Consider the following 14,610-nt stretch of genomic DNA (forward strand, 5'->3'; position numbering starts at 1 on the left):
CAGCGCGGCCTTCAGCCGCTCCGCGTGCGCCATCGTGCGCAGCTCCAGCAGCTCGGGCCGGTCCGCGCCGGGGATCGCCAGCCGCCGCGCCGTCGATCCCGTCGCCAGGATCAGGATGTCATAGGTCTCGGCCGAGCCGTCGTCGAAGCTCACGGTCCGGGCGGCCGGGTCGATCGCCGTCGCCGTCACGCCCGTGCGCAGCTCGATGTCCTGCTCGGCGTAGAAGCTCTCGGGCCGCAGCAGCAGGGCGTCCATGTCGGCCTCGCCCTTCAGCCAGGCCTTGGACAGCGGCGGGCGCTGATAGGGCGCCGCCGGCTCCTGGCCCGCCAGCACGATCGGGCCGTCGTGCCCGTACTGCCGCAGCAGGGCCGCCGCGCTTCCGCCGGCATGGCCGGCGCCGATGATCAGGACCTTGGTCATGTCCCGCAAGTAGTGCGAACCGGCCACTCCCGCCAAGTCTTGTCGCCTGGAGCGAGCAGGACCATTGCCCGGCGACCCTGGCGGGTGCAACGTCGCGGTTCAACACCCTGGGGGAACAGGACAATGCTGGTCAGACCCGTACTCGCCGCGATGGCGGCTTTGCTCGTGGCCGCGCCGCCCGCGCTGGCGCAGGATCCTTCGGCCACCGCCACCTATGGCGAGATCCGGCTCTCGTCTGGCTTCACGCCGGATCCCTACTCGGTGAACCTTACCGCCGGCGGAACGATCGACGCTTCGCGCCTGGGGTCGCCCTGCCAGGGCCGGATCGCCAGCGCGCCCGATTTCGAGGTGACCTACGAGGCCGGCTCCCTGCCGCTGTATTTCTACGTCAACGCCTCGTCCGACACGACCCTGGTGGTCAACGGGCCCGACGGCCAATGGTACTGCGACGACGATTCCAACGGCGGAACCAACCCGCAGGTGACCTACAACAACCCGCGCTCGGGCACGTACGACATCTGGGTCGGCACCTATGGCGGCGGCACGACGCCCGCGACCCTGTACGTCACCGAACTGAACGACTCGAGCGGCGGCGGGGGCGGGGGGGCGGCATGCCCGACGCCTCCCAGCGCGCCACCTTCGGCGAAGTCTATCTCAGCTCCGGCTTCACGCCTGACCCGCACCGGGTGTCGCTGACCGCGGGTGGCTCCATCGCCGCCTCCAACGTCTCGTCCTCCTGCGAGGGCTCGATCGCCTCGGCCCCGGACTATCAGATCACCTACGAGGCCGGCTCGCTTCCGCTGGCCATCCGCACCGAGTCCGGCGACGACACCACCCTGGTGGTCAACGGGCCCGACGGCGAGTGGTACTGCGACGACGACAGCGGCGGCGGCACGAACGCCCAAGTCTATTTCGCCAAGCCGTCGTCCGGCGTCTACGACATCTGGGTCGGCGTCTACAGCGGCGGAATGAACCCGGCCCAGCTGGTGGTGACCGAGGTCCCCTGACCTCCGCTCCCGCTTCGGGAACCCGTCCGGACGTCGGGGATTGACCCCCGGCGTCCGTTCGCTTTTTCGGCCCGACCGTCACATGGTGTTTCAGGCGCGGCCCGACGTGTTGGCGGGACGGGCGTAACCGGCCAAAGACCCTTCATCGACAAGGGTTCAACGAGCGAAGGAGCACGGATGGCGGCCCTGGTGCTGTTCGGCGGCGGCGGCGACCTCGCCATGCGGATGCTTCTGCCTTCGCTCTACTTCCTCGAGCACGACGGCCTGCTGCCCGACGGCCTGAAGATCATCGGCGCCGCCCGCTCCGAAGAAAGCCGCGACGAATACGTCGCCCGGGTGCGCGCCTCCGTCGAGGGCAAGGCCCGCGCCGACGACGCCTGGTCCGACGACGCCTGGGCCCGGATGGAGGCCCGCCTGGACTATCTGGCGGTCGACGCCACCTCCGCGGAAAGCCTGAAGCCGCTCAAGGACAAGGTCGGCGACGGGGCGTGCACCTCCTTCCTGGCGGTCTCGCCCTCGCTCTACGCCCGCATCGTCACCGCCATGCGCGCCGCCGGCCTGGCCGAGCCCGAGGACCGCGTGGTGCTGGAGAAGCCGGTCGGCCGCGACCTGGAGACCTTCCGCCAGATCGACGACGCCGTCGCCGACGCATTCTCCGAGAGCCAAGTCTTCCGCATCGACCACTACCTGGGCAAGGAGACGGTCCAGAACCTGATCGCGCTCCGCTTCGGCAACACCATCTTCGAGCCGCTGTGGAACAACCTGTCGATCGATCACGTCCAGATCACCGTCGGCGAGACGGTCGGCGTCGGCGACCGTTGGCCCTATTACGACGAATACGGCGCGCTTCGGGACATGCTGCAGAACCACATGCTGCAGCTGCTCTGCCTGGTCGCCATGGAACCGCCGTCCGATCTCGACCCGGACTCGGTGCGCAACGAGAAGGTCAAGGTCCTGCGCTCGCTGCGCCCCATCACCCACGAAGAGGCCGAACGCGTCACCGTGCGGGGCCAGTACGTGGCGGGAACCTCCGAAGGCAAGCCCGCCGCCGGCTATGACCAGGAGCGCGGCCAGCCCTCGGACACCGAGACCTTCGTGGCCATCCGCGCCGACATCGACAACTGGCGCTGGGCCGGCGTGCCCTTCTTCATGCGCACCGGCAAGCGCCTGCCCGAGAAGCGCACCGAGATCGTCATCCAGTTCAAGCCGCTGCCCCACTCGATCTTCGACAACGACCGCGGCCAGGTGCAGGCCAACCGCCTGGTCATCGAACTGCAGCCCGAGGAAGACATCTCTCTGTCGGTGATGAACAAGCGCCCGGGCCTGGACCAGCGCATGCAGCTGCAGCCGATCCAGATGTCCCTGTCGTGGGGCCAGAACGATCGCCGCGCCAAGCCGCCCCGCCGCCGCATCGCCTACGAACGTCTGCTGCTGGACGCCCTGAACGGCGACTCCACCCTGTTCGTCCGCCGCGACGAGGCCGAACAGGCCTGGAAATGGGTCGACGAGGTTTCCGAAGCCTGGGCAGACGGCCAGGTGAAACCGATCGAATACAAGGCCGGGACCTGGGGCCCGCCGGAGGCCGCCTACCTGCTGGAACGCACCGGCCGGGCGTGGAACACGCGCGATGAATAGCGCCTTCCCGATCCAAATCCTTCCTACCGCCGAGGCCTGGGCCCAGGCCTGCGCCGACCGCCTCGTCGATGCGCTGTCGGCCGCCGTCGCCGAGACCGGCAAGGCCGTCTTCGCCGGCTCGGGCGGCTCCACGCCCTCCCCGATCTACCGTCGGATGGCTTCGACGGACCTCGACTGGTCGCGCGTCGTCGTCACCCTGATCGACGAACGCTACGTCCCGGAATCGTCGCCGGAGTCCAACGCGGCCCTCCTCAAGTCGACGCTGATGGCTGGACCGGCCGTCCAGGCCCGCTTCCTGCCTCTCTACTCGTCCCAGGTTACGGTCGACCGGGCCGCCGCCGTGGCCGCCCACGCGCTGGCCGCTGAGGGCAAGCGCCTCGACGCGGTCCTTCTCGGCATGGGGGAGGACGGCCATATCTGCTCCATGTTCCCCGAAAATCCCGCCCTGAAATCGCTGCTCAGCCCTCAACTGAAGCCCTCGGTGTTCGGGGTCGCCGCCGGCCGCGACGGCATGGCGCCCTCGCTGGAGCGCCTCTCCATCAACCTGCCCTATCTGATGGGCGCCCGCCGGGTCGTCCTGGCCCTCGCCGGCGCCCGCAAACGCGAGGTCTTCGAACGCGAGGCCGGGCTTGATCCCGATGTCCACCCGATAGCGGCCCTGCTGGCTCACAAGGTCCCGCTCGAAGTCCTCTGGACGGAGAAGGCCTGATGTCCGCCTCGCTCAACCCCGTCGTCGCCGAGGTCACCGCCCGCATCGTCGAGCGCTCCCGGACGACCCGCGCCGACTACCTGCGCCGCATGGACGCCGCGCGCGACTCGGGCGCCGGCCGCGCCAAGCTGTCCTGCGCCAACTGGGCCCACGCCTTCGCCGGCGCGCCGATCAAGGACAAGCTGACCGCCATGTCCGGCGCCCAGCCGAACGTCGGCGTCGTCACCGCCTACAACGACATGCTCTCGGCCCACCAGCCGTTCGAGCGCTTCCCGCAAATCATCCGCGACGCCGTGCGCGAGGTGGACGCCACCGCCCAGGTCGCCGGCGGGACGCCCGCCATGTGCGACGGCGTCACCCAAGGCCGGCCGGGCATGGAGCTGTCGCTGTTCAGCCGCGACGTGATCGCCATGTCCACCGGCGTGGCCCTGACCCACGACGCCTTCGACGCCGCCATGATGCTGGGCGTCTGCGACAAGATCGTCCCCGGCCTGTTCATGGGCGCCCTGGCCTTCGGCCACCTGCCCGTCGTCTTCGCCCCCGCCGGCCCCATGCCCTCGGGCATCCCCAACGCCGAGAAGGCCCGCGTCCGCGCCCTCTACGCCCAGAACCAGGTCGACCGTCAGACCCTGCTGGAAAGCGAGATCGGCAGCTACCACTCGCCGGGCACCTGCACCTTCTACGGCACCGCCAACTCCAACCAGATGATGATGGAGCTGGGCGGGCTGCACCTGCCGTCCACCGCCTTCGTCCACCCCGAGACCGGCCTTCGCGACGCGCTCACCGCCGCCGCCGCGAAACGCGCGGTGGAGCTGGCTCGCACCGGTCAGGGCCGCATGGCCGACGTCGTCTCCGAGAAGTCGATCGTCAACATGATCGTGGCCCTGCTGGCCACCGGCGGCTCGACCAACCACGCCATCCACCTGGTCGCCATGGCCCGCGCCGCCGGCGTGCTGATCGACTGGACCGACATGGACCAGCTCAGCTCGGTCACCCCGCTGCTGGCTCGCGTCTATCCGAACGGCTCGGCCGACGTGAACGCGTTCCAGGCCGCCGGCGGCGTCGCCTTCGTGGCGCGCGAGCTGGCCCAGGCCGGGAACCTGCATTCCGACGTCACGACCGTCATGGGTCAGGGCATCCAGGCCTATTTCCAGGAACCGTCCCTGGTCGACGGCGAACTGGTCTGGCGCGACGGTGTGTCGGAAAGCCTGGACCTGGACATCCTGCGCCCCGCCTCCGACCCGTTCCAGAAGGACGGCGGGCTGCGCCTGGTCCAGGGCGACCTGGGCCGGGCCGTCATCAAGGTCTCGGCGGTCAAGCCCGAGAACCGCGTCGTCCAGGCCCCCGCCGCCGTCTTCGAGACCCAGGAGGACGCGCTGCAGGCCTTCAAGGACGGCAAGCTGGATCGAGACGTGGTCGTCGTGCTGCGCTTCCAGGGGCCGCGCGCCAACGGCATGCCCGAGCTCCACAGCCTGTCGCCCGCGCTCTCGGTCCTCCAGGACAAGGGCTTCAAGGTCGCCTTCGTCACCGACGGCCGCATGTCCGGCGCCAGCGGAAAGACCCCCGCCGCCATCCACGTCAGCCCGGAAGCCCTGGCCGGCGGCCCCTTGGCCCATGTGCGCGACGGCGACGTCATCCGCCTGGACGCCGAGGCCGGGGTCCTGACCACCGTCGGCGTCGGCGATCTGGCCGCCCGCCCCGCCGCCCATCGTTCGCAGTCCCACGCCGAGGGCTCGGCCTGGGGCTACGGCCGCGAATTGTTCACCGCTTTCCGCTCTGCCGTCTCGACGGCCGAACAGGGGGCTTCGGTCTGCTTCGGCCCGCCGATGGGCGCGACGGGCCACACCGACACCCCGCCGGACCCGAACGTGGTCGACCGCGCGGTGGACGCATGACCCGACACCCCGTTCCGCTCATCCCCGCGAAAGCGGGGACCCAGTGCTTTGGGTGACGTGCGAGTTGGACTTTGGTTTGAGACATTGTCCGGAAGAACAGCGTCAAGCTGGACAGGACGGGGTCCCCGCGTTCGCGGGGATGAGCGGGTAGAAGGAAGAGGATCATGACCGTGAACTGGGACAAGACCCTGCTGGTCGGCGACGTCGGCGGCACCAACGCCCGCTTCGCCATCGCCCACATGATCGAGGGCCGGCCGGTGCTCGAGCACCACGACAGCTTCCCCGCCGAGCGCTATCCGACCTTCCTGGAAGGGGTGAAGGCCTTCATCGACGGCTGCGAGGTCAAGCCCTCGGGCGGCGTCATCGCCGTGGCCGGTCCCGTCACCGACGGCGAGATCGACCTGACCAACTCCCCCTGGCGGGTGTCCGAGGCCGAACTCCAGACCCTGGGTCTCGATCCCGTGCGCCTGATCAACGATTTCGAGGCCCTGGCCTGGGGCGCGCCCGTGGTGCCGTCCGACCAGCTCGCCTCGCTGGGCGGCCCGGCCGAAGGCGAGCCGCACGCCGCCATCGCGGTGCTCGGGCCCGGCACCGGCTTCGGCGTCTCGGCCCTGGCGCGCGACGCTCATGGACCGAGATCGCCATGCCGTCCGAGGGCGGCCACGCCTGCTTCGCGCCGGGCGATCCGATCGAGGACGAGATCCTGCGCATCCTGCGCCGCCGCTACGACCGCGTCTCGATCGAGCGTCTGATCTGCGGCCCCGGCCTTCTGAACATGCACCGGGCCCTGGCCGAGATCGACGGCCGCGAGACCCACATCGACGATCCCGCCCAGATCACCGCCGAGGCCCTGGAGAATCCGAACAGCGCCTGCGGGGCCACGCTCGCTCGCTTCTGCGCCATCCTGGGCGCGGTCGCCGGCGACATCGCCCTGACCACCGGCGCGCGCGGCGGGGTCTACATCGCCGGCGGCATCGCCCCCCGCATCCTGCCCTTCCTCAAGGCCAGCCCCTTCCGCGAGCGCTTCGAGCGCAAGGGTCGCTTCAAGGACTACATGGCCGCCATCCCGACCCAGGTGATCCTGCACAAGCACGCCGCCCTCCTGGGCGCCGCCCGGGTCGCCTTCGCCGACGCAAGCTAGGCCGTAAGTCACGGAATTCTCACGCAGTCGTGAACCTTCCTTAGGCCGTGGCGTTCTGTCGTCTCCAATAAGGAAGGGACTATCCCATGCGTAAACTGATCATCGCCTCGGCCGCCCTGTTCGCCGCCGGTTCGCTGGCCGCCTGCGGTGAAAGCGCCGCCGACAAGGCCGCCGAGCAGCAGGCGGACGCCCTGGAGGCCGAAGCCGCCGCCACCCCGAACGAAGCTCAGGAGCGGGCCCTGAACGAGAAGGCCGACCAGATCGAGCAGCAAGCCGGCAACGCCGACGGCGGCATGACGACTCAGAACACGCCGAACACCTCGCCCTCCAGCGAGCCGGCGCCGCTCACTAGGACCGGTCGGCCGAAAGGCTTCGGACGCCCCCGTCGCATCGCGGCGGGGGCTTTTCATGGCCTCAGTCGATGCAGATCGCCGCCGTCGCCTTGCCGTTCTCGACGGTCGCGTGGCAGCCGAAGGGCTGGCTGCTCCGCCTGACACCGGCCGACAGGCGACTGGCCCGGCGGCCGGGAGGCGCAGTCCTCGACGCGGCAGTCGCCCTGGCAGTCCGAGCCCGTCGTGCAGCGCTTGCCGGCGTCGACGTACGCCACGACGCACTGCATCGACTGGGCCCGTCCCACCGGTCTCATCGTCCCGCCCCGCGCGGCGCATTCGGCCGGCGTGGCGTTCTCCGGAACCGCGACGTTCGGCCTTTCATAGGGCTGGCGGACCTGGACATCCGTGGCGGGGCCGGGCTGGCAGGCCGTCATCAGCAGCGCGGCCGCCGCGAGGATCAAGCGTCTCATTCCACGCGTCCCTTCTCGAAACCGGTCCAGACGTCGTCGTAGTCCAACTGCATGGTCGGCGAGGTTTGCGCCCATTCCGTGGTGCGGATCGGCATCCGGGTCTCGAACATGAAGGCCAGGGTGTTCTCGATCTTCACCGGCTTCAGCTGGGCGGCCACCGCCTTGTCGTAGCTGGCCTGGTCCGGCCCGTGCCCGCTCATGCAGTTGTGCAGCGACGCCCCGCCGGGCGCGAAACCGCCTTCCTTGGCGTCGTACTCTCCGGTCACCAACCCCATGAACTCGCTCATGACGTTCCGGTGGAACCACGGTGGGCGGAAGGTGTCCTCGGCCACCATCCAGCGCGGCGGGAAGATCACGAAGTCGGCGTTGGCGGTCCCCGCCGTGTCAGACGGGCTGGTCAGCACCGTGAAGATCGAAGGGTCCGGGTGGTCGAAGCTGACCGTGCCGATCGTGTTGAATTTCGCCGTGTCGTACTTGTAGGGCGCGTTGTTGCCGTGCCAGGCGACCACGTCCAGCGGACTGTGATCGAAGGTCGTGGCGTACAGCCGGCCGCCGAATTTCTGCACGCACTCGGTCGGGCGATCGACGTCCTCGAACCAGGCGACGGGCGTCTCGAAGTCGCGCGGATTGGCCAGGCCGTTCGAGCCGATGGGCCCCAGGTCCGGCAGGCGGAAGGCCGCGCCATAGTTCTCGCAGACATAGCCGCGCACGGGACCGGAGACCTCGACCCGGAACCGCACGCCGCGCGGGATCACCACGATCTCGCCGGGCCGCGCCTCGATACGTCCCATCTCCGTGACAAAAACGTGATCTCCCAGCTGCGGGACAATCAGCAGCTCGCCGTCGGCGCAGTAGAAGACCCGGTCCGTCATCGACCGGTTGGCCGCATACAGGTGTATCCCGGTCCCGAGACCGGCCTCGGGATCGCCGTTGCCGCCATAGGTGACCAGTCCCTCGACCCAGTCGGTCGGCGCGCTCGGCAGCGGCAGCGGATCCCAGCGCATCCGGTTGGGACTGGGCGGCGCCTCGTGGAAGGGTCCGGAGCGGACCTTGCCCTGGCTGAAAGGCTTGTAGGCCGGATGCTGGGCCGATGGCCTGAGCCGGTACAGCCAGCTGCGCCGGTTCTCGGTCCTGGGCGCGGTGAACGCCGTCCCCGACAACTGCTCGGCGTACAGCCCCATCGGCGTCTTCTGCGGCGAGTTCCGCCCCTCGGGCAGGGCGCCGGCGACGGCCTCGGTGGAGAAGTGGTTGCCGAAGCCCGGCATGTATTGGGGCGCGTTGGCTCGCGTCGTCATGGTGTGTCTCCCGTGCGGGAGGTTTAGCGGGGCGCGGTCCTGGCGTCACGTCTCCTCCCCGTCGCGCGACGATGGGACGGTGGAGGGGTGAAGCCGACAACGCTGGTTCTCACGAAGAGCACAAGGACACACGAAGAACACGACGAGACCGAGCGCGAGGCGCCGCAGGCATTCCCCCTCGAGGAAGTGAAGGCGCTGCGCGCGGCCACGGGCGTCGGCCCCGTCGTGCCCTCCGCAGCTTTTCTTTCTTCGTGTCCTTCGTGAGAACCAGCCCCTGCCGGACCCGGAGCGCCAGCCCCGTCCAACGGAGACTGGCTGTCAGAACCCCTGGCTTCTCGCCATCCGCTCCTGGTGGAAGCCCGCGTCGCCCAGCAGTTCGTTCAGCACCCGCACCCGCTTCATGAACAGGCCGACGTCGAATTCGTCGGTCATGCCGACGCCGCCGTGCATCTGAACCGCCTCCTGCACCGCCAGTTCGGCGACCTTGCCCGCCTTGGCCTTGGCCACCGACACCGCCAGCGGCGCGCTCTCCTTGCCCGCGTCCAGCGCCTGAAGCGCCCCCATGACGGCCGCCCGCGCGATCTCGATCTCGGAGAACAGGTGCGCCGCCCGGTGCTGCAGCGCCTGGAACTCGCCGATCAGCTTGCCGAATTGCTTGCGGGTCCGCAGGTACTCCAGCGTGACCTGAAAAGCCTGGTCGCCCGCCCCCGTAAGCGACGCCGCCGCGCACGCCCGGCCCAGGTTCAGCGCGCCTTCCAGCAGCGCCTCGCCGCCGTCACCGCGCCGATCACGGCGTCGGCGTCCACCTCGACGTCGGTCAGCGTCGCCCGCGCGGCGTTGTGCGCGTCGACCATCACCGTCCGCTCGATCTCGATCCCCTTCGTCTTCGGGTCGACCAGGAACAACGTCAGGCCGGTCTCCGTCAGCGCCGCCACGATCAGGGCGTCGGCGATGTGGCCGTCCAGCACGAAGCCCTTGGCCCCGTTCAGCCTGAACCCGTTGCCCGACCGCTCGGCCACGGTCGCGATCTTCGCCGGCGCATGCTTCGGCCCCTCGTCCACGGCCAGCGACAGGATCGCCTCGCCCGCCGCGATCTTCGACAGCCACGCCGCCTGCTGCTCGGCCGAACCGCCGTCGATCAGCACCTTGGCCGACAGCACGCCCGAAGCCATGAAGGGCGACGGCGTCAGGGTCCGGCCCAGCGCCTCGGCCACCACCCCCGCCTCGACCGCGCCCAGCCCCGAGCCGCCGTGCGCCTCGGGAATGATCACGCCCGCCAGGCCCATCTCGCCGAATGCCTTCCACAGGTCGCGCGACACCCCGTCGGGGTCCCGCGAATCCCGCAGCTTCCTCAGGTGCGCGATCGGCGCGTTCTCGGCCAGGAAGCCGTCCGCGGCCTCCTTCAGCATGGTCTGCTCTTCGGTCAGGATCAGCGGCATCGCCCAACTCTCTCTTCGTCATGACCGGGCTTGTCCCGGCCATCCATGACCTCGGCTCTCAGGTTCATCGCACCGCCATCGACCGAGATCATGGATCCCCGGCACAGGGTGCCGGGGATGACGGCGCGAGAAGGAGTCCTACGCCCCCGGCAGCTGCAGCAGGTGTTTGGCGATGATGTTCAGCTGCACCTCGCTGGTGCCGCCCTCGATGGAGTTGGCCTTGGTGCGCAGCCAGTCGCGCGCCGCCGTCCCGTAACGCGAGCGGTCGCTCTCCCACTCCAGAGCATCCGAGCCACCCGCCGCCATCAGCAGTTCGTGGCGGCGCTTGTTCAGCTCCGAGCCGTAATATTTCAGCATCGAGGCGATGGCGGGATTGACCTGCCGCGCCTTCACCTGGTCGCCCACCCGCTCCATGGCCAGGCGGAAGGCGGCGGCGTCCACCTCCAGCTCGGCGATCCGGGCGCGCAGCATCGGCTCGTCCAGCCGGCCCTCGTCGTCCAGGCCGATCGACCCCGTCGCCACCTGGCCCAGCGGCCGGCCGCCCACATCGCCGATCGCGCCGATCATCGTCCGCTCGTGGGCCAAGAGCGCCTTGGCCACATCCCAGCCGCGGTTCAGCGTGCCGACCAGGTTCTCCTTCTCCACCCGCACGTCGTCGAAGAAGGTCTCGCAGAACGGGCTCTTGCCGCTGATCAGGGTGATCGGCTTGGTCGTCACCCCCGGGGTAGTCATGTCGAACAGCACGAACGAAATGCCCAGGTGCTTGGGCGCCTCTGGATCGGTGCGCACCAGGCAGAAGATCCAGTCGGCCTTGTCGGCGTAGCTGGTCCACACCTTCTGGCCGTTGACGATCCAGTGGTCCCCCTTGTCCTCCGCCCGCGTCTGCAGACCCGCCAGGTCCGACCCGGCGCCCGGCTCTGAATAACCCTGGCACCAGCGGATCTCGCCGCGCACGATCTCGGGCAGGAAGCGCTTCTTCTGCTCTTCGGTCCCGAACTGCAGCAGCGCCGGCCCCAGCATCCAGATGCCGAAGCTGGACAACGCCATCTGGGCGTCGATCCGGCGCAGCTCGGACGCCAGCACCTTGGCCTCCTCGCGGCTCAACCCGCCGCCGCCGTATTCGGTCGGCCATTCCGGCGCGGTCCAGCCCCGCGCGCCCATGCGCTCCATCCAGAGCTTGTGCGCCGGGGTCCTGAAGGTCGGGTTCCGCCCGCCCCAGACCCGGTCTTCGTCATTGGCCAGCGGGCCGCGGCACTCGGCCGGGCAGTTCGCCTCCAGCCAAGCCCGCGTCTCGGCGCGGAAGGTCTCGAGATCGGTCATGCGCGTGTCCCCGCGTTTCCTCTGCCGAGACCCTAGCAGCGATTCCGGGTGACGCTGCGTCAGGTACGGAATGCGCCGCGTTCACCTCTCCATTCGCCTCCAAGCGAATGGAGAGGACAGGTCGGAGCGGAAGCGACGACCAGGTGAGGGCGCCGCCGGCGGATGTGATCAGAGCTCAGAGCGGCCGCCGCCAGCGTCGCCCTCACCTGACCGCTGACGCGGTCTGTCCTCTCCATCGCCTTGATGGGCGATGGAGAGGTGAAATGTCCTCAACCTCCGCTGGGCAGGAACGGCGAGAAGGTGATCACGGTGAAGGTGTCCCGGATATGAGGCCGGGTCTGCACCGACTTGGTCACGAACGTCCCGATGTCCAGGTCCTTGGGCAGGCTGAATTTCGCCAGCAGATCGTACTGGCCCGAGGTCGAATAGACTTCCGAGACGTATTCGACGTTGTCCACGATGTCGGCCGCCACGTCATTGGCGTGGCCCAGCTCGCATTTGATGAAGACGAAGATGGCGGTCATCATGGCTGGGCTCTCCGGCGGTTCGGAGCTTCATCTAGCGGATGGACGCGTGACGGGTAAGCCTGAAGCCGAGATCGATTTCGAGGCCCCGGACCTGGAGGCCGAGTACAACAACCGCGCCCGCTATCCGGGCCATCCCGCCGTCATGGAGCGCTGGCGCCAGTCGGCCCTAGCCGCCCGCGAGGCCCATCCGCCCGTCGAGATCGCCTATGGCCCGGGCGAGCGCGAGGTCATGGACCTGTTCTCGGCCGGCGAGGAGGCCCCCGTCGCCGTCTTCCTACACGGCGGCTACTGGCAGGCGCTGGACAAGAGCTGGTTCAGCGGCCTCGCCCCGGCGCTGCTCGCCAACGGCGTCAGCCTGGCCATCCCATCCTACGACCTCGCCCCCTCGGTCCGCCTGGGCCGCATCCTCAGCCAGGTCCGCGACGCGGTCGAGGCTGTGCGCGCCAGGACCGGAACCCGCCCCGTCGTCTTCGGCCATTCCGCCGGCGGACACATGGCCGCCTGCATGCTGTCGGAAGGACGCGCCTCGGCCGCCGTGGCCGTCTCGGGCGTCTTCGACCTGGAGCCCTTGATCCCGACCTCGCTGAACATCGCGCTCCGCCTCGACCAGACCGAGGCGGCCGCCCTGTCCCCGATCCACTGGCCGGCCCCCAACGGCTCCACTCCCGGCGGCACGATCCTGGACTGCGTCGTCGGCGGCGCGGAGAGCCCGGAGTTCCTGCGCCAGTCACGGATGATGGCCGATCTCTGGGGCTCGCAGGGCGTCCAGACCCGCTATGAGGCCCTGCCTGGCCTGGACCATTTCACGGTGCTGGACCCGTTGTTCGATCCGGACAGCGCGCTGGTGAAGCGGATCGTGGGGCTGGCGAAACAATAAGTTCTGCTCATCCCCGCGAAAGCGGGGACCCAGTCCTTTTACGGCTCCGGCGCCATGGGATAAGCATTCGGGCGACACCGGTCTCACCGACCGCCCGAACCACTGGGTCCCCGCGTGCGCGGGGATGAGCGGAGTTGAAATGCGCCACGACCGCCTCGCCGTCCTGACCGCCCTCGAGAGCCAGGGCGTGGCCCCCGTCTTCTATCACCCCGACCCCGAGGTCTGCCTGAACGTCATCCGCGCGTGCGCCCGGGGCGGAGCCAAGGCCATCGAGTTCACCAACCGGGGCGACTTCGCCGTCGACCTGTTCGGCGACATCGCCCGCGAACTCCAGAAGACCGACCCCGAGGTGATCCTGGGCATCGGCTCCGTCGTCGACGCCGGCACGGCCAGCCTCTACCTGAACCGCGGCGCCCGCTTCGTCGTCAGCCCTTGCCTGGTCCCCGACGTGGCCAAGATCTGCAACCGGCGCATGACCGCCTACTTCCCCGGCTGCGGCTCGGTCACCGAGATCGGCCAGGCGCACGAGCTGGGCTGCGAGATCGTCAAGCTGTTCCCGGGCGCCTCCGTCGGCGGCGCGGACTTCGTCAAGGCGGTGCTGGGCCCGATGCCGTGGACCAAGATCATGCCCACCGGCGGCGTCGATCCCGACGAGGCCTCGATCGCGAAGTGGTTCGGCTCGGGCATCGTCGCGGCCGGCATGGGCTCCAAGCTGATCACCGACGCGGCGGTCAAGGCCGGCGACTGGGCTGGAATCGAGGCCAATGTGAAGGCCACGGTCGCCGCGATCGCGACGTTCCGAGCACGGAAGTGATTAGTGGCTAGTGATTTAGTAGGTGACGCAGACAGAGCGGCGCCGACAGTCCCCCGCTGGGGGAGCCGGCAATCACTAACCACTAACCACCCTCACTGCACGTCGGCGCGCACTTGCATCAGACCCAACGTCGGGCTGCTCAGGTCCAGGTCCGCCGCCGGGATGACCACCGCGTCCGGATGCTTCTGGCGCAGGGCGTCGATGAACATTGAGGCCTGGCCGACCACGACGACCACCGCCTCATCGGCGCTGAAACCTTGCGCGGCGGCCATCACGCCTTGGGGCGTCGTGGCGCGCACCCGGCCCGGATAGGACTCGACCTCGGTCAGCGGCAGGCCGTAGGTGACCGCGTCGGCCAGCACCCCGCCCAGGCCGTTCGTGGTCTCCACCGCGCGCGAGAAGCCGCCGGTCACGAACGCTTCCCGGTCGGTCACCGCCTGATCCGTCACCACCTCGGTCCGCAGCCGGTCGAATTCGTTCAGCACCAGGTCGACCACCTCCGCGGCGCTCTCGTTCTTGGTCTGGGTCGAGGCGCTCAGCAGCCCGCCGTCCCTCCGCGCCGCCAGGCTCGAATAGGCGCCGTAGCTCAACCCGCGCTTGGCCCGCACCTCCTGGAACAGGTGGCCGTTCTGGCCGCCGCCCATGATGGCGTTGACCACCAGCAGCGGATAGTAGGCGCCGTCCGACCGGCGCGGACCGCGCACCGCCGCGGCCACCGCCGCCTGCCCG

17 protein-coding genes are annotated in these 14,610 nt (G+C 69.4%); 10 read left to right on the plus strand and 7 right to left on the minus strand.

Annotation, left to right across the window (positions count from 1 at the left end):
• Positions 1-420 (minus strand): FAD-dependent oxidoreductase (locus AC2W7C_RS04935; RefSeq protein WP_486000455.1); only part of this gene is annotated, 420 nt, incomplete at its 3' end.
• Positions 421-543: 123 nt separating this feature from the next.
• Here AC2W7C_RS04935 and AC2W7C_RS04940 point away from each other — a divergent pair.
• The 8 genes from AC2W7C_RS04940 (at position 544) to AC2W7C_RS04975 (ending at position 7,301) form a co-directional block, all read left to right on the plus strand.
• On the plus strand, positions 544-1,116 hold the full coding sequence (locus AC2W7C_RS04940; RefSeq protein WP_486000440.1) for a peptidase S1: 573 nt from the start codon (positions 544-546) through the stop codon (positions 1,114-1,116).
• A complete protein-coding gene (locus AC2W7C_RS04945; RefSeq protein WP_486000441.1) occupies positions 1,107-1,427 on the plus strand; it encodes a hypothetical protein in 321 nt (106 codons plus the stop codon). The genes AC2W7C_RS04940 and AC2W7C_RS04945 overlap by 10 nt, the downstream gene beginning before the upstream one ends.
• A 177-nt stretch (positions 1,428-1,604) precedes the next feature.
• Positions 1,605-3,062 carry a glucose-6-phosphate dehydrogenase gene (gene zwf, locus AC2W7C_RS04950; protein WP_486000442.1) on the plus strand — a complete coding sequence of 486 codons (1,458 nt, stop codon included), beginning with the start codon at positions 1,605-1,607 and terminating at the stop codon, positions 3,060-3,062.
• Positions 3,055-3,771 carry a 6-phosphogluconolactonase gene (gene pgl, locus AC2W7C_RS04955; RefSeq protein ID WP_486000443.1) on the plus strand — a complete coding sequence of 239 codons (717 nt, stop codon included), beginning with the start codon at positions 3,055-3,057 and terminating at the stop codon, positions 3,769-3,771. Before zwf ends, pgl begins: the two co-directional genes overlap by 8 nt.
• Positions 3,771-5,666 (plus strand): phosphogluconate dehydratase, encoded by a 1,896-nt coding sequence (gene edd / locus AC2W7C_RS04960; RefSeq protein WP_486000444.1) that lies wholly within the window; start codon positions 3,771-3,773, stop codon positions 5,664-5,666. Before pgl ends, edd begins: the two co-directional genes overlap by 1 nt.
• A gap of 164 nt (positions 5,667-5,830) precedes the next feature.
• The gene (locus tag AC2W7C_RS04965; RefSeq protein WP_486000445.1) at positions 5,831-6,418 is read left to right on the plus strand and encodes a glucokinase; all 588 of its coding nucleotides are present in this window, start codon (positions 5,831-5,833) and stop codon (positions 6,416-6,418) included.
• Positions 6,310-6,807, plus strand: coding sequence for a glucokinase (locus AC2W7C_RS04970; protein ID WP_486000446.1), 498 nt, complete (start codon positions 6,310-6,312; stop codon positions 6,805-6,807). The genes AC2W7C_RS04965 and AC2W7C_RS04970 overlap by 109 nt, the downstream gene beginning before the upstream one ends.
• Positions 6,808-6,893: 86 nt before the next feature.
• On the plus strand, positions 6,894-7,301 hold the full coding sequence (locus AC2W7C_RS04975; RefSeq protein WP_486000447.1) for a hypothetical protein: 408 nt from the start codon (positions 6,894-6,896) through the stop codon (positions 7,299-7,301).
• Positions 7,302-7,605: 304 nt separating this feature from the next.
• Here the strand turns inward: AC2W7C_RS04975 and hmgA are convergent, their stop codons facing one another.
• The 5 genes from hmgA to AC2W7C_RS05000 all read right to left on the minus strand — a co-directional run bounded on the left by hmgA (position 7,606) and on the right by AC2W7C_RS05000 (position 12,190).
• Positions 7,606-8,904, minus strand: coding sequence for a homogentisate 1,2-dioxygenase (gene hmgA / locus AC2W7C_RS04980; RefSeq protein WP_486000448.1), 1,299 nt, complete (start codon positions 8,902-8,904; stop codon positions 7,606-7,608).
• Between the two features lie 318 nt (positions 8,905-9,222).
• A complete protein-coding gene (locus AC2W7C_RS04985) occupies positions 9,223-9,666 on the minus strand; it encodes an acyl-CoA dehydrogenase family protein (protein ID WP_486000456.1) in 444 nt (147 codons plus the stop codon).
• A complete protein-coding gene (locus AC2W7C_RS04990) occupies positions 9,648-10,343 on the minus strand; it encodes an acyl-CoA dehydrogenase family protein (RefSeq protein WP_486000449.1) in 696 nt (231 codons plus the stop codon). The genes AC2W7C_RS04985 and AC2W7C_RS04990 overlap by 19 nt, the downstream gene beginning before the upstream one ends.
• A gap of 138 nt (positions 10,344-10,481) precedes the next feature.
• Complete coding sequence (locus tag AC2W7C_RS04995; RefSeq protein ID WP_486000450.1) at positions 10,482-11,663, minus strand: acyl-CoA dehydrogenase family protein; 1,182 nt, start codon at positions 11,661-11,663, stop codon at positions 10,482-10,484.
• A gap of 269 nt (positions 11,664-11,932) precedes the next feature.
• A complete protein-coding gene (locus AC2W7C_RS05000) occupies positions 11,933-12,190 on the minus strand; it encodes an Lrp/AsnC ligand binding domain-containing protein (RefSeq protein ID WP_486000451.1) in 258 nt (85 codons plus the stop codon).
• A 46-nt stretch (positions 12,191-12,236) separates the two neighbouring features.
• Between AC2W7C_RS05000 and AC2W7C_RS05005 the strand changes: the two genes are divergently transcribed.
• Complete coding sequence (locus AC2W7C_RS05005; protein ID WP_486000452.1) at positions 12,237-13,067, plus strand: alpha/beta hydrolase; 831 nt, start codon at positions 12,237-12,239, stop codon at positions 13,065-13,067.
• A 139-nt stretch (positions 13,068-13,206) separates the two neighbouring features.
• Positions 13,207-13,881: a bifunctional 4-hydroxy-2-oxoglutarate aldolase/2-dehydro-3-deoxy-phosphogluconate aldolase gene (locus AC2W7C_RS05010; protein ID WP_486000453.1), complete on the plus strand. Its 675-nt coding sequence runs from the start codon at positions 13,207-13,209 to the stop codon at positions 13,879-13,881.
• A gap of 92 nt (positions 13,882-13,973) precedes the next feature.
• On the opposite strand, the gene AC2W7C_RS05015 is transcribed toward AC2W7C_RS05010, so the two are convergent.
• Positions 13,974-14,610 (minus strand): M16 family metallopeptidase (locus AC2W7C_RS05015; RefSeq protein ID WP_486000454.1); only part of this gene is annotated, 637 nt, incomplete at its 5' end.

The sequence above is a fragment of the Brevundimonas sp. CURTG3B2_SDJG genome (assembly GCF_057364705.1).

What these genes read in the sequence shown, in the direction of transcription:
- AC2W7C_RS04940 (WP_486000440.1), top strand. Translation starts at nt 544, where the DNA reads ATGCTGGTCAGACCCGTACTCGCCGCGATGGCGGCTTTGCTCGTGGCC.
- zwf (WP_486000442.1), top strand. Translation starts at nt 1,605, where the DNA reads ATGGCGGCCCTGGTGCTGTTCGGCGGCGGCGGCGACCTCGCCATGCGG.
- pgl (WP_486000443.1), top strand. Translation starts at nt 3,055, where the DNA reads ATGAATAGCGCCTTCCCGATCCAAATCCTTCCTACCGCCGAGGCCTGG.
- edd (WP_486000444.1), top strand. Translation starts at nt 3,771, where the DNA reads ATGTCCGCCTCGCTCAACCCCGTCGTCGCCGAGGTCACCGCCCGCATC.
- AC2W7C_RS04965 (WP_486000445.1), top strand. Translation starts at nt 5,831, where the DNA reads ATGACCGTGAACTGGGACAAGACCCTGCTGGTCGGCGACGTCGGCGGC.
- AC2W7C_RS04970 (WP_486000446.1), top strand. Translation starts at nt 6,310, where the DNA reads ATGCCGTCCGAGGGCGGCCACGCCTGCTTCGCGCCGGGCGATCCGATC.
- AC2W7C_RS04975 (WP_486000447.1), top strand. Translation starts at nt 6,894, where the DNA reads ATGCGTAAACTGATCATCGCCTCGGCCGCCCTGTTCGCCGCCGGTTCG.
- hmgA (WP_486000448.1), bottom strand. Translation starts at nt 8,904, where the DNA reads ATGACGACGCGAGCCAACGCGCCCCAATACATGCCGGGCTTCGGCAAC.
- AC2W7C_RS04990 (WP_486000449.1), bottom strand. Translation starts at nt 10,343, where the DNA reads ATGCCGCTGATCCTGACCGAAGAGCAGACCATGCTGAAGGAGGCCGCG.
- AC2W7C_RS04995 (WP_486000450.1), bottom strand. Translation starts at nt 11,663, where the DNA reads ATGACCGATCTCGAGACCTTCCGCGCCGAGACGCGGGCTTGGCTGGAG.
- AC2W7C_RS05000 (WP_486000451.1), bottom strand. Translation starts at nt 12,190, where the DNA reads ATGATGACCGCCATCTTCGTCTTCATCAAATGCGAGCTGGGCCACGCC.
- AC2W7C_RS05010 (WP_486000453.1), top strand. Translation starts at nt 13,207, where the DNA reads ATGCGCCACGACCGCCTCGCCGTCCTGACCGCCCTCGAGAGCCAGGGC.